At 35.1% G+C, this 15,493-nt stretch carries 9 protein-coding genes; all 9 read right to left on the reverse strand.

Annotation, left to right across the window (positions count from 1 at the left end; translation table 11 throughout):
* Window positions 1-264 precede the first annotated feature (264 nt).
* The 9 genes from LPB88_RS23850 to LPB88_RS09380 all read right to left on the reverse strand — a co-directional run bounded on the left by LPB88_RS23850 (window position 265) and on the right by LPB88_RS09380 (window position 15,214).
* Complete coding sequence (locus LPB88_RS23850) at window positions 265-471, reverse strand: DUF1254 domain-containing protein (protein WP_370635826.1); 207 nt, start codon at window positions 469-471, stop codon at window positions 265-267.
* Between the two features lie 84 nt (window positions 472-555).
* On the reverse strand, window positions 556-1,461 hold the full coding sequence (locus LPB88_RS09345) for a carbohydrate kinase family protein (protein ID WP_230714849.1): 906 nt from the start codon (window positions 1,459-1,461) through the stop codon (window positions 556-558).
* Window positions 1,462-1,484: 23 nt separating this feature from the next.
* Entirely contained in the window at window positions 1,485-3,041 is a 1,557-nt protein-coding gene (locus tag LPB88_RS09350) for a glycoside hydrolase family 32 protein (RefSeq protein WP_230714851.1), read from the reverse strand.
* Window positions 3,042-3,062: 21 nt separating this feature from the next.
* Window positions 3,063-4,460: a DUF4960 domain-containing protein gene (locus tag LPB88_RS09355; protein ID WP_230714853.1), complete on the reverse strand. Its 1,398-nt coding sequence runs from the start codon at window positions 4,458-4,460 to the stop codon at window positions 3,063-3,065.
* Between the two features lie 20 nt (window positions 4,461-4,480).
* Window positions 4,481-6,172, reverse strand: coding sequence for a RagB/SusD family nutrient uptake outer membrane protein (locus tag LPB88_RS09360; protein ID WP_230714855.1), 1,692 nt, complete (start codon window positions 6,170-6,172; stop codon window positions 4,481-4,483).
* 21 nt (window positions 6,173-6,193) lie between these two features.
* Window positions 6,194-9,298 carry a TonB-dependent receptor gene (locus LPB88_RS09365; RefSeq protein ID WP_230714857.1) on the reverse strand — a complete coding sequence of 1,035 codons (3,105 nt, stop codon included), beginning with the start codon at window positions 9,296-9,298 and terminating at the stop codon, window positions 6,194-6,196.
* Between the two features lie 18 nt (window positions 9,299-9,316).
* A complete protein-coding gene (locus LPB88_RS09370; protein WP_230714859.1) occupies window positions 9,317-10,924 on the reverse strand; it encodes a glycoside hydrolase family 32 protein in 1,608 nt (535 codons plus the stop codon).
* The gene (locus tag LPB88_RS09375; protein ID WP_230714861.1) at window positions 10,887-12,245 is read right to left on the reverse strand and encodes a sugar porter family MFS transporter; all 1,359 of its coding nucleotides are present in this window, start codon (window positions 12,243-12,245) and stop codon (window positions 10,887-10,889) included. The genes LPB88_RS09370 and LPB88_RS09375 overlap by 38 nt, the downstream gene beginning before the upstream one ends.
* Before the next feature lie 230 nt (window positions 12,246-12,475).
* Window positions 12,476-15,214 (reverse strand): substrate-binding domain-containing protein, encoded by a 2,739-nt coding sequence (locus LPB88_RS09380; protein ID WP_230714863.1) that lies wholly within the window; start codon window positions 15,212-15,214, stop codon window positions 12,476-12,478.
* Window positions 15,215-15,493 lie beyond the last annotated feature (279 nt).

Genomic DNA, 15,493 nt, shown 5'->3' on the forward strand with positions numbered 1-15,493 from the left:
AACAAAAAACACGTATTGAAAGAGAAATTTAAAATTTAGCATAGATAGCCTGACAGGATTCGAACACTGGAATGCAACGGAAATTAACTTTAGATTCTTCTAGATTGTTTTCAATTGCTGTTCAAAGGCAAATATTGATATTTTATTTAGAAAATGGTTTATCATCTTATCATTAATGAAAACTTCCGCTGTCATTAAGCTTGATTTCCTTGATTTTATTACTGTTTAATAACCTGTGGTATTTTATATTTTCCGCTTAAAACTTCATGCGTAGGCTGGTAAAATCTTAAAATCATATAAAAACCTCCTTCTGGAACAGGTATCCCTTCCCCAAAGCCAAACTTTTGGTGTTGTAGTGATTATTACTTTAGTAACGCCTTTGGGAATGGCACCTTTCCATCCCGGAGGAACAATAGCAAATTTGCCCGGTTTTGTACCTGTAGTTCTTCTGCCTAAACAAAAAAGCCCAATATCAAAAAGATACTGGGCTCACCTTCAAAAAACAAACTTTTCAAATTAATCAAAAGTAAGTGTCAACTATTGAAACAATAGAAATTAAATTTTAATTCCTGATATTAAATTTTCAATTTTAGAATGCAAAATCTCTGGGTTTGCTCCCGGAGCTTCGGCTACTAATGCCCCCACTGCACAAGCAAAATCGATTGCTTTTTGCGGTTCTTTTCCCGTAAGTAATGAACTTATTAAAGCTGCTAAAAATGAATCTCCTGCGCCTACTGTATCGGCAACTTCAACAGGATAACCTGGATTTTCAAAGATTTGACCATTCCACATTAACAAAGCTCCATGTTTTCCTCTGGTAACACACATTGCGGTTACTTTGGTTCTTTCTGCAATAAAATGCATATTGTCTTCTAAACTGGCAAACGGTGACTTCATCTCTGCAGTAATCTCTAATAATTCTTCATCATTGAACTTAATAAAATCAGAAGAGTGCATTAATTGCTCCAGCATTTCATAAGAATAGTGCGGTTTTCTTAAATTAACATCAAAAACCTTATAGGCTTTTGTTTGCAGTAATTCTTCCAAAGATTTCCTTGAAACATCATCTCTGCAAACCAGACTTCCATAAATCAGAACATCGGCGTCCAATGCTGTTTTCTTTGCAAAATCATTTAATACAATCTTATCCCAAGCCGATGGATAACTGATTTCATAACTTGCCGAGCCACGTTCGTTTACGGTTACGTTTACCAAACCAGTTGGAAATTCCTCCGATTCAATAATCGCAGCTGTTTCAAGACCTAAACTTTTTACCTGATTTATAATTGCTTTTCCATCTTCATCATTCCCTACACAGCTAATCATGGCTACTTCGCAGCCTAGTGTCTTCATGCGCAGTGCTACATTGAGCGGTGCGCCGCCAATCTTTTTTTCATTGGCAAAAACATCCCAAAGCACTTCTCCGTAGGCCACCGCCTTAAGGTTTTTTCCGTTATTCATTCTAAAATTATTTTATATTAATGTTATTCTGGTCTTGTAATCTGAAGATTAGAAAAGGTACTGTTTTGTCCTTCAGCAATTAATCCCCATTTATTTTGATCTCTTCCGTAAATACGATTCGTTAAAGCTATTTTTCCGTTAATGTAAAGTACTAAAACGCTTCCTTCTGTAATTATTTCAATATTATATTTGGTACTCGTCTGAAATTGAAATGGCATTTCGGTTACTTCCTGTCCTGCAGAGTTATAGCCTACAACTTTACCTTTTGCCATATCAAAAACAATCTTATAATAACTTCCGGCATCATTGGTATGGAAAACAAATCCTGTAGTTCCTGCATCATTTGAGAATGTAACTTCTGCTTTTATTTTGGCTTTTTTACCTAAAGCTTTAAAAGTTGCCATTGCTTTTTCTGTTGTGCCTGATAAAGTATAAGTTCCATTATTTGCTGTTACATTTGTTGTCATTGCATCAACTTCGACATTACCGCTTTTTTTCGAAAATAAATCTTTAACAGATTGTGGTGCCTGAGTTCCTAATGTTCCATCGCTATTTTGAATTAGTTCGTGAATCACCATATTCCCAGCCCAATCTTTATTTCCTAAATCATTTTCGGGTGTTTTTCTGGCATTCCATCCAAAAACATATCTTTTATTTCCGTCAGAAGCGGTCTTACCGGCATAAAAATACTCTCCGTCAATCCTATCATTTTCAGGTTTGATCCATGGTCCGTTGATAGAAGCTGCCATTCTGTAATGTGTTCCTTTATTAGCACTCCAGTTTTCAGAAAACATCAAATACCAATAATTCCCTATTTTAAAAATATCGGCACATTCCATCATCAAATAATTATCCTGCGGTGTTGTGGTATAAATTGGCACCTGAACATCCCATTTTCCTGATGCCGGATCAGCAGTTGTAAAATGCAGTAAAACCGCTTTTCTACCTGGCTCCGTCTGTGTACTAACCAACATCGAGTACTTTTTTAGCTCATCATTATAAAAAACATGCGGATCCCTGAAATCGTAATTATAATATCCTGCCGGCGCTGTAATTTTAAAAGCCGGCAGTTTAGTCCAATTTTTCAAATCAGAACTTGTTGCACACAAAACACTTTCTCTGGCATTTGATTGTACAAAAGCCGGAGTTTCATTATGTCCTGTATAATAAAAGTAATACAAAGAGCCCTCTCTTACTACTGATCCTGTGCCAATGGCAAAATCAGGATCAGTAGTTTTTCCATATGGAATCATTTGCCCTTCATAGGCAAAATGAGCCAAATCGGTACTTAAATATTCATGGATATCATGAAAACCTTTTCCAGCAGGTTTATTCTGCGCGTCATGAAGGAAATAAATATGGAATTTTCCATTGTCGAAAAAAGGCATAATATCTCCTGTATAACCCGCACTGTAATACGGATCACTTGCCCCCATCCATTGTGAGGGCGGAACGGGGAAAATGCTTGTTATCTCAGAATTTCCTCCTGAGATAGAACCTCCAATATACTTATCGTCCTGACTGCAGGAAACAAGCGAAAAGAAAACAGAGGCTATGGTTATTATATTTCTATATTTCATTTTTGTTGATTTCAAGATAGATTAATTTTTAGCCAAATAGTTGATACTATTTTGCGTTAAAAGCTTGATATTACCAATGAACTCATTTGCTTGACTTGGAACACCGCTGCTGTTGGTTTCGTTATACCAATCATAAGCTCCCATCGAAATCACGATTACATTTTTATTAGTTCCTGTATTTGGGAATTCCGCAATGGTAACCCTTCCGTCAAGATTATTATCCCAGGCTTCACTCGCTAAGTTGGTTCCGCCAGTTTGGTTTCTCCAGCCTTCTCCGTTAACATAACCACCCCATTCCGGTACAAACCACCATGCGGTATGATTTAGTCTGAAAGTTCCGCTTTGTAATAAATTTGCTTTTCCGGTTTCATACGTTGTCAATCCTTCAAAAATTGGGTGATTCTCGCGTCCTACAAAAGACATTCCCCAAGAGTTTCCATCAACAAATCCATTAGGTGGAAAATCTCCAAAAACATTATTCGGTCCTTTTCCTGAAGGAACAATTCCTAAAGCATCTACATATTGTGAAGCAAAAGATGTCAAAAGTAAATTTCCTCCGTTAGCTCTAAAATTCTTTAAAGCAGCAGTAACAGCAGGTTTATAGGCAATTGCGGGTAAATTAGCTGCTGAATCAAAATGCCACCAAATTACATCAACAGTACTTAAATCCACTCCATTTTGAATACTGTCAAACGAAATGTATTTTGCTCCAGTAAAAGTGGAGAAGAACCAATCGGCGGCAGTAATTTCATCCAGATTTGTAATTTCGGCTCTTGTTGCGGCAGTTCCTAAAAAAGCAACAACTAAACCTGTTACCGGAACTCCAACATTAGCGGTATAATTCACGCTTTTTCCATTAGATGTTATTACAAAAGTTACTGCGTTTGTAAAATCAATTGTCGCTCCGGAAGCAGGCGAAATAGAAACACCATCTGTTACTTCGATAACTGGTTTTAAGGCGGTTAAATTAGTGCCTTCCGGTAAGGTCATGGTAATAGTTTTATTACCATCGTTTACGGTTGCTACAACTCCATTAATGGTAAAGCTCTTAATTGGACTTAAAACTACTGTCGTAACGGTGTAGTCTTTGTACAAATTGCCATTTGTAACTCTAAACTTTACAGCATTTGTAAAATTAGCCAATACTGTTACATCTAAATTTGATGCTGCACCTTGTTCAAGTATCATTTCAGGTTTTACCGCTGTGATGTCAGATCCATAAGGCATCGTGATATTAATTTTCCCTGTTTTCTGATCAATTTGACCTGCTACTCCATTTATTTTAAAAGAAGTAACATTAGACGGTGAATTCACATCAAAACCGCCATTCTCAAAACTGTTTTCACAGGCAGTAATCGTAAAAATAATTACCAATACTACAGACACTTTCGCCCAATATTTATATATAAATTTTCTCATATTGATGTTCTTAAAATAGATTAATAACCTGGATTTTGTTTGTATAATCCCTGGCTGAAATTAATTTGTTTGAGTGGAATTGGACAATATTCTTCTTTATGCGCATCAAAAAAGGCATCTTGATAATAAGTGCGTTTTGTTTTTTCGCCTGCATAAAAGTCATTCATTACCTGATCTGTAACACCCCAACGAACAAGATCAAAGAAACGATTTCCTTCCATAGCCAATTCTAAACGACGCTCCCAACGCAAAGCTTTACGGGCGAAATCCTGTGTCCAATTGCAATTAACTCCATCCACATAAGTATTGATTTTAAAATTGTGAACGTACGGAAGTCGTCCTGTACTTTGAGCTGCGCGTTCCCTAATCTGATTAATTAATGGTAAAGCTTCCAATTCTCTTCCCAATTCAATTAAAGCCTCAGCGCGGATCAAAATCACATCTGCGTAGCGAATTTGAATTCTGTTTTTTGAATTTCCATAAAATGGATCAATATTAACCACACAACTACAAGTAGGTGCTACATTTTCTTTTAATGAAGCAAAATATCCGTAAGTTCCAGGAGATCTAACCCAAGCCTCAACGTATAAAAGTTCAGGGTCATATTTATAAGGTAGTCCCGGCATAGCAACGGTGTGATACAATCTTGGATCAACTGTATTGGCGTCTATATTTTTATAATCAAAATCCTGATTGTTATAGGTATCAAATTCAGGTAAACCATTAGCACCTGTTTTAAAAGCATTCACTAAGTTTTGACTTGGTTTATGAAAATCACAGCATCCTAATCCCTGAGGAGTTGAGAGCACATCTGAAAAGTTTAATCTTCCGTATAAAGTTCCATCATTATCTGAAAATTGAATTGAGAAAATAGATTCAGGGCCATTTTCATAATTTCCCGGTAAAAAATTATTGGCAAAATCAGGTTCTAAAGTTGCTTTTCCAATTACTTTATCAGTTGCTGTAATTACTTCCTGTAAATGTTTCTGATTGATTCCTGTAACTGCAAACGTTTCATCTTGCGTATAAGCCTGATATAATCGAGTTTTTGCCAAATAAGCGTAAGCAGCTTTTTGAGTCGCACGTCCAACTTGTGGTTGAGTTTCCGGCAAACCGTCGGCTGCAGCCTGAAAATCTTCTGCAATTTTGTTCCAAAGGTCTTCGTTTGAAAGTGCTTTATTGGAGATCGTTTTATACTCTTCTACCGGAATATCCTCTGTGATATAAGGGACATTTCTGAACATAATTTTTAGCATAAAATAAAAATGTCCTCTTAAAAAACGCATCTCAGCCATACGTGTTTTCTTTAGCGGATAATCTGCTTCTGAAATTTGTTCTAAGGCTTTCAAAGCTTTATTAGCTCTTGAAACGCCCACATAACTGATGTACCAAAAAGAATCTAATTCGCCAAAATCCGATCTGATATTATTCGAAACTTCAAAAAAGTGAAAATCCTGAATATCGTTAGTTCCGCTTCCGCCTTTGTAAGCATCATCAGAACGCACATTTCCAAAAGGCCACAAACTATATGGCGAATCATAGTGATCGTTACCTAATTGCGCATAAGCGGCATTCATAAATCCTTCTACTGTTTCCGGTGTCACAATATCTTTTTCTGACAACACTCCACGCGGATCATTTTCCAGAAAATCTGAGCAGGAAGCAAATATCCCCAGTACCAAAAACCCTGTTATATATAATATCTTTTTCATGTTTTTTGATTTAATCTTTTATTATAAAGTAAAATTAAGACCTGCTGTAAAAGTCGTTGGCTGCGGATATCCAAATCCTGCATTCTCAGGATCTACACCCGTGAAACTCTTAGCATCAATGATCAATAAATTTTGTCCGCTTATGTAAAATCTAAAGCTATCGAAATTGATTTTTTTCAATAAATCTTTTGGTAAACTGTATCCAAATTGCAAAACACGCAGTTTAAGATAATCTCCTTTTTCTACATAATAAGTTGAAAATCTTGATTCGGCATTTCTATCAACCGTCGTTAAAGCCGGAATAGTAGAATTTGGATTATCCAATGACCATGCATTAAGCAAACGTGTTCCTTTATTAGATCCTACATCATCAACACTCCAGAAATCAGTTTGATATTTGGCATTATTGATTACATCAACATCACTTGCTCCTTCCCAGAAAGTGGTAAAATCCCAATTTTTATACCCTAAACTTAAATTAATTCCATAGGTTAATCCCGGATTTGGATTTCCTATCCAAGTACGATCTTTATCTGTTATGGTTCCATCTCCATTTAAATCTTTGTAACGAATTCTACCAAGGCCTTTTCCTTCCTGATTGGCCGAATTATCAACTTCGCTCTGACTTTTAAACAATCCATCAGTAACATAACCGTACATAGAGTTAAATGGACGTCCCAGAATATTATCATTTAGTCCGTCTCCTCCATAATTATTTTTTACCTCATCCGGTAATTGTGTAATCTTATTTTTGTTTGCCGAAATATTTCCTGAGATATCATATTTCAATCCAAATGATGTTTCATCATGGTATCCTAAAGAAAATTCCCATCCTTTATTTTCCATTGAAGCACCGTTTACCCAACGATTTCCTCCTTCACCAATTACTCCTAAATAAGCCGGCAAAACCAGGATATCATCAGTTTTCTTGCTATAATAATCAATAGATCCACTTAATTTTTGCTTGAATAAACCAAAATCTAAACCTATGTTGGTTTGAGTTGTAGTTTCCCATTTTAAATCATCATTTCCGGATTGCGTTGCTATAAAACCAGAAGGAAGCAAACCGTTTCCGTTTCCTGCAATATCATAAGCGGTACCGTAAGACGTTGCCCAAGTTGGGCTTCCTCCTGCGTAACTAGCTAAGTAAAGACTGTAAACAGCAGTGTTGCTGATTTCCTGATTTCCAGTCTGCCCCCATCCTGCACGAAGTTTTAAATCAGAAAAAACAGGTGCATTATTTTTGATGAAATTTTCATTAGAAATTCTCCATCCTGCAGAGACTGCCGGAAAGGTTCCGAATTGATTGTTTTTACCAAATCGAGAAGAACCATCACGACGAATTGTAGCCGAGAATAAGTAACGGTTATCAAACTCATAATCTGCTTTTCCAAAATAAGAAAGCAATGAATATAACGTAGAAGTTCCGCTTGTAAACGATTCTCCTGTTCCTGCATCAGGATACATATAATCAGGCGTTTCGATCAAAAAGTCATTTTTACGCAAAGTTGTCGTGTCAAAAACGTCTTTATACATCTCTGTTCCAGCCATTAAATTCACGTTGCTTTTCCCGAAATTCAAACTATAAATTGCCGTATTGGTCCAAGTCCACTTATCACTTACAGATTGGTCAATAGTAACCGATGTCTGATCGTTTTGCAGATATCCGGACTTATAACTTCTTTGCAGCGTACGTTTTTTATAAAATCCGTAATCAATACCAAAACTACTCTTGATATGAAGATTCTTGATAATCTCTAAATCAGCATACATATTTCCAAAAAGACGTAAATAATCATACTTATTGTCTTTGTTATATTCTAAAAGACGAACCGGATTTTGTCTGTCATTCATTCCACCAACTGGTCCTCCCCATCCTTTTCCGTCAACAGTGTGTACGGGAATAATTGGCAAAGCACGAAGCGCCGGATCTAAAACTCCCGGATCTGTAATTTCATTAGTACGAGTCATCGAGAAGTTTTCTCCGATAACCAATTTCCCGCCAAAATACTTATAAGAACTGTTCATTCTTGCAGAAATTCTTTCAAAATCAGTTGTTTTTACAACACCTTCATTTCCATAATAACCCAAAGAAAAAACGTAGCTTCCTTTGTCTGAGGCATTAGAAACAGATAAATCATAAGATTCTGCGACTCCTGTTTGCGAAATTGCATCGTACCAATCTGTATTAGATGATTTCAAAGTTTGAGCAGCATCTAAATATTCCGGAACCAAAACTTTGTTTAACTGTGGTTTGTTATTGTTTACAGTCCAGTCAAATTGATAGCTCACGTTATTATTATTCGGGTTCAATCCATCGTTAATATTTGCCTGCCATAAAGCCTGACCAAATTGATCCGCATTTAGCACTTTTTGTTTTCTGGAATAATCAGAAATTGAAGTATAGGTACTGAAATTGATTCTCATTTTACCTTCTTTTCCTTTTTTGGTTGTGATGATAATTACTCCGTTTGAAGCACGAGAACCATAAATACTTGCCGAAGATGCATCTTTTAAAACCTGAATGGATTCAATATCATTTGGGTTCAATTCATGCATTCCTGATTTTGTAGGCATTCCGTCAATTACATAAAGAGGATCTGTGTTGTTTAAAGTTCCAACACCACGAATTACCACTTTTGTATTAGCTCCACTTGGAGATCCATCAGAAGAAACTTTTACTCCCGCTACCCTTCCTTGCAGCGCTTTAATTGGATTTGGTTCTGGCTGTTTCATGACGTCCTTCATGTTTACAACAGCAACCGCTCCGGTAATATCTGTTTTCTTTTGTTTTGAATATCCTGTTACAACAACTTCATTAAGCTGATTGTTATCAACTTTTAAAGTTATATTTAATGTTTTTTGCCCTTTTACGGAAATGGATTGTGGTGCATATCCAATAAAAGAAACAACAATTATAGCATCTGAATTTATATTCCCGAAAGAAAAATTTCCATCAAAATCTGTTACTGTACTGGTATTTGTACCCGAAATGAGTACGGTTGCTCCCGGAAGCGGCATTCCGTCATCTGACGAAATTACTGTTCCTTTAATCCCGCTTTCCTGCGCTGTCATCATCAGCATTGGAAAGAAGAAAAATAGAAAATAAATTATTTTACTTTTCATGAGGTTAGTGGTTTTTAGTTAGTTTATATTTAATTGGTTAATTACTAGGTTGCTCAGTTCAACTCCTTGGTTTGAAGAAACTGATAGAGAAGTAAATGGCTGGTTTGTGAAAAAGATTTCGGTTATTACTTTTTCGCCATTATTGTAAAATATTTCAATAGATGTTTTGTCTAAAATGATTTTAAAAAAACCTTCTTTTTGGTTTCCATCTAAAATTGCTTTGGTAATTGTTGAAGCAAACTTTTCAGAGAAATCATTTTTTCCTGCTTTCGAGCGATCTGTAAATAAATAGTGCTCTGAATTATTGATCCCGAAAGTCAACGATTCTCCAATTGCATTTGAAAGTGTAAAAGTGTACGTATCCTGTTTTAAGTTTTTTAAATTAAAATTGACAATTGCCTGAGTCAAATCAATTTTTCCTGCTTCAAGAATTGAAAGTTTTCCTTTTCCTTTCAGACTCTTTTCTTTGATTGTTTTAGAAACATATTTATTGATTTCTTTCACGGGATTACTGATCAGACTATAATCATTTCCTTTTTTTACCAACTGAATTTCGCGGGCAATTGTCGTGCTGCTTCTCCATGCAAATGTTGGAACATCTTGCGCATACTCCCAGTTAGACATCCACCCGATAAATAATCGACGTCCGTCAGCACTTGGAACATTATTCCAGGTTACACCGGCATAATTATCTTTTCCGTAATCGATCCAAACAGCTTTTTCCTGTTCTACCCTTTTGGCAAAATTGGAATCTAATGTAAAAATCATTCCATCAAAATCTCCAATAAAATATTGTGTTCCGGAACCTCCGTTAGCGCCACCCGGATTTAAACTCTGAATTAAAACCCATTTGGTTTCATTGGTTCCTTTAACTTTTATCGGAAAGAAATCCGGACATTCCCAAACACCTCCGTGAGCTCCGATATTTTTTCCGAAATCAGATAAATATTCCCAGTTTTTAAGATCTTTAGATTTATAAAACTGAGATCGGTCCTGAGCTGCCAAAACCAATATCCATTGTTTATGGTTTTCATCCCAGGTCGCTTTTGGATCACGAAAATCACGAATTCCAGGATTTTTCACGACAGGATTTCCTTCCTTAAATTTCTGCCATGTAAAACCATTGTCATTCGAATAGGCAATATCCTGCTGCTCAACATCGATTTTGTTTTCTTTTTCTTTTATCATGTCATGCAGCGTATAAATCGCCACAATCGGAGCTGTTTTTCCCGTTCCTAAACCAGAAGTATTCTTTGTATCTACAACAGCACTTCCTGAGAAGATGTATTTATCTTTATCGGGATAAATCGCAATGGGCTGTTCTTCCCATTTAATTAAATCTTTACTAATAGCATGTCCCCAATGCATTGGTCCCCATTTATTTCCGTCAGGATAATACTGATAGAACAAATGATAATATCCATTAGAATAGAACATTCCGTTAGGGTCATTCATCCATCCTTTTTTTGGTGTAAAATGAAAATGAGGACGGTACATTTTTTCTTCTGCAGAAGTTGAAACTGTAGCTTCTGTTTTTTGAGCCACAGCCGAATATGGTTTACAGCCTACTATTGAAAGTACGAGTGCACTATAAAATGTCAGCGATAGATGTTTCTTTGATTTCATGTTTTTTGATATTTTTTTTGGTTAGATTTTCACTTAATACTTCTAAGGATATTCCCTTAGTTTCGGGCATTATAAAAATTACAAACAGTAATTGTAACACCATCATAAGCGTAAAAATTAAGAATACAACATCAGGCCCAATTTCTGAGAATAACATTGGAATTAAAGATGGAATAATTGCTGCCAAAACCCAATGTACTGAACTTCCAAAAGCCTGTCCCGATGCACGAATGTGATTTGGAAAAATTTCTGAAATAAAAACCCAGATCACAGCTCCCTGACCAATGGCGTGAGAAGCAATAAATAAGAAAAGGAAAATAGGTACTGATAATCCTCCCCAATTGAAATAAAAGGAAGCTGAGACTAATCCTAAAGATATAATATATCCCACAGAACCAATGTACATTAACAACTTTCTTCCTAATTTGTCAATTAATGCAACTCCGATTAAAGTAAAAATTAGATTGGTAATTCCGATTCCGATACTACTCAATAAAGCTGTATTTTGTCCTAAACCTGCCTCTTCAAAAATTCTTGGTGCATAATACAAGAAGGCATTGATTCCTGAGAACTGATTAAAAAATGCTATTAAAAAAGCCAGCATTAAAGGAAAACGGTATTTTTTCATGAAGATATTTTCATGCTTGGTAACGCCATTTTCTCTGGAATCATCCATGATGTCTTTAAGGTCTGCAGATGGATCAATTTGAAACAACACTTTACGTGCCTCTTCATCTCGGTTTTTAGACAATAACCATCTTGGGCTTTCCGGAATTGTAAGTATAAAAAGAATATAGATTAAAGATGGAATTGCCTGAACTCCTATCATCCAGCGCCAGGCGTTTTCTCCGATATCTTTTAAAAAGTAATTGGATATAAAGGCAATTAAAATTCCCAGTACAATATTAAACTGATACAAAGCTACTAAGCGTCCACGTTTGTCAGCCGGAGCAATTTCAGAAACATAAGCCGGAGCAGCAATAGTTGAAGCGCCTACACCTAAACCTCCAATAAATCTAAAGGCAGCAAAAACATAAGGATCGTTTGCAAATGATGCGCCAATGGCTGAAATAAAATATAAAATCCCGATCCAGAACAGTGTTTTTTTACGACCTATTTTATTGGTTGGAATTCCTCCAAAAATAGCACCTACAACTGTTCCCCAAAGCGCCATTGCCATAACAACGGATCCATGAAAAGCATCAGATGAATGCCAAAGAAGCTGCAATTGTTTATCAGCTCCAGAAATAACTACGGTATCAAAACCGAATAGAAAACCTGCCAGTGCAGCAGTAACAGACCAAATCAATATCTTGTTCATTGTAGATGTATTAAAAACTTATCGCTAAGATATCCGCAAAAAAAACAACTTATTTTTAATGATGTTACAATTTAATTCTATAAATACTGATAGTTTGGCATTTAAACAACAAAAGCCTTATTTACAAGGCTTTAGACAATTTAAAATTTATTTACGAAAACCGTGTAGTTTCGATTTTGTTACATTAGGTTTAAAATTGATACCTGTTTTGTATCAATTTTAAACCAATATCAATTGGAAGATTTATATTCCTTTGGTGAAATTCCAAATTTATTCTTAAAAGCTGTAGAAAAATAGTTTGGAGAAGAGAATCCAAGTGAGTATGCAATTTCTGAAATATTCATATTATTGGACTTCAAAAGCTCTGCTGCTTTCTCCAATTTTACATTATTAATATGATCACTGATATTAATTCCGATGATTGCTTTTACCTTTCGATACAACTGAACTCTTGAAACTCCAAGTTTATCTGCTAAATCCTCGACAGAGAACTTAGGATTTTCGACATTCATTTTAATAATATCATTCATTTTAGTAATAAACGACTGTTCCTGATTGCCAAATTTAGATTCCGGTTCAACACGATAAATGTTATTGGTATAATAATAACGAAGCTTTTCTCTGTTGAAAAGCAAGCTGGAAATAGATTGTTTTAAAATAGAAAGACTAAAGGGTTTTGTCAGATATTGATCAACACCGCTCTGTAACCCTTTTAAAACCGATTCTTTGTTACTTTGAGCCGTTAAAATAATAATTGGAATATGTGATGAGCGTAAATCCTTTTTCAATTCTTTGCTAATTTCATAACCATCTTTGTCAACCAGATTAATGTCGCAAATGATAATATCCGGAACAATCTCCATTGCTTTTTCAATCGCATCGCTGCCATCTGAAGTATAAACTACGTATTCACCAGATAATTTGGATTTTAAAAAGGTAACTAAATCTATATTATCTTCTATAACTAAAAGTGTATGTTTTTCTGATTCAGAGATTGCAATGCCTTGATTTAAATCTGTTTCAATATCTAAATTATCTGATATTAGATTTGGAGTGCTATTTAGATTTTCAGCTTTATTCACGATTTCAGAAGGCTGTAAATGACTGTTTCCTTTCAATAGCGTAATTACAAACTCACTTCCTTGTTTCGATTTTAATTCGATTGTTCCCTGATGCAAAAGCACAAATTCTTTTGAGAGATGAAGTCCAATTCCTGAACTGTTTTTATTATTATTTGATGCTCTGAAAAAAGGATTAAATACATTCGACAATTCATTTTCAGGTATTCCAATTCCGGAATCTTTAAAACTAATTCGAACTGTATTGTCCTGATTTTCTACAATCGAAATATTAATTTTACCGTTATTCGGCGTAAATTTAAAAGCATTTGAAAGCAAATTGAAATATACTTTATCCATTAATCCCCTATCGATAAATAATTCCAGATTTTTGTTTTTGCAAATAAGCTGAAAATCAATATTTCTGCGGGCAGCTTCACCTTTAAAGTTGGTCATTACTTCGTTTGTAAAATCATAAATTTTAGTATTTGAAGCTCTTAAGGTAAATTTCTGCTCTTCAATTTTTCTAAAATCCAGCAATTGATTTATTAATCTGAGTAATCGATTTGAATTTTTATGAATTAGTTTTACTTCGTCAATAAGCGCCGTTCCTTTAATTTTTTCATTTTCAATCAACGATTCCACATAACTCATAATAAGGGTTATAGGCGTTTTAAATTCATGTGAAAGTCCGGTAAAGAAATTCAATTTTGCTTCGTTGCTTCTTTGGGCAATTTGAGCCATTTCCTGAATTTCATTATTCTGATCAATTACCGTTTGATTGATTCTTTCGAGTTGTTTTTTCTTTCTTGAAATAGAAATAGTCGAATAAATACTGTAAACGGTCAAACTCAAAATAATCACAAGGAAAAAACTCAATAAGCGAACCAGATTATTCTGTGAGGCATATTCTCTTTCCTGAACTTTTATTGCTCCTTGCTGTGACTCAATAACGACTTGCTGCTGATCTACTTTATCCATTTGGTTTTCGATGATCTCAGCGTTATTTTGGTCGATTACAATGGTATTGAGAATATTGTTTTTAGAAATGGGTTCTTTATTATACATTTTCAGAGCCAGTTTCAATGCTTCGTTTCCTCCTGTTGGATACAAAATAGTTCCATTTAAAACACCACTTTTTACTAATTCTATACCACCATTCACAGAATTCAATCCGTCAACTCCTAAAAACTTAATTTTCTTTTCGAGTCCTAATGTTTTAGCAGTTTCCCATGCACTTAATGCCATGCGGTCGTTATGGGCAAAAATGTATTCAACATCAGGATTTTGTAAAAGAATCGCTTTTAGTGGTGCTTTAACTGATTCTCCCTCCCAATCGCCATGGATAGTATTTTCGACTTTGAAACGTTTGTTTTCATTGATGATCTGATCAAATCCAAGGCTTCTTTCATAAGCAGGTGAAGAGCCGTTTGCTCCGGTAATTTCAATAATTTTACCGGAACCTTTACTGTGCGAAATAATATAACGAGCTGCAATTCTCCCAATTTCAATATTATCAGCACCTAAATAAGCAGTATAATTTTCTCCTTCAATTTTTCGATCCACAACAAGAACCGGAATTCCGGCTTTAATCGATTTTTCGACAACTGCTGTTAAAGGTTTAGATTGAATTGGAGATACAATAATAACGTCAACTTTATTAGAAATAAATCTTTCGATGTCTTCTATTTGCTTCTCGATATTATTGTTCGCATCTTTAATCGTCAAATCAACTTCTGGTCGTAAAGAGGCTTCTATTTTTATAGAGCTGTTCATTTGCTTGCGCCAGTCATCAGTGGTCATGGCCTGCGAAAATCCGACTTTAATTCTATCTCCCTGTTTTTGCTTACAGGAAACTAAACTTAATGATGCTAAGAAAAGCATCAAAGTATATTTTACAAATTGATACATGAAATTATGAGTTTATGTAAATGAAAATGAGTTTTCAAAAAAAAACCTTCTTAGACCAACAACCTGTCAAAATAATTAGGAAGGATTATTTTGTACTGACAAGCGAGAAGGCAATATAAAAGGTAAAATTAAACTTTTATTTGATGTACGCAAATTACCGGTGCAATATCTTAAATTCAATATTATTAATCCTATTTTCGCTTAGTCGAAAATACTTCGCTATTAAATCCGCAACCCATCGAATAGCAGGAGCGTTAACAGCAAACAATAGACTAAAAA

Source organism: Flavobacterium sp. JAS (genome assembly GCF_020991455.1).
In the GTDB taxonomy this organism is placed as follows: domain Bacteria; phylum Bacteroidota; class Bacteroidia; order Flavobacteriales; family Flavobacteriaceae; genus Flavobacterium.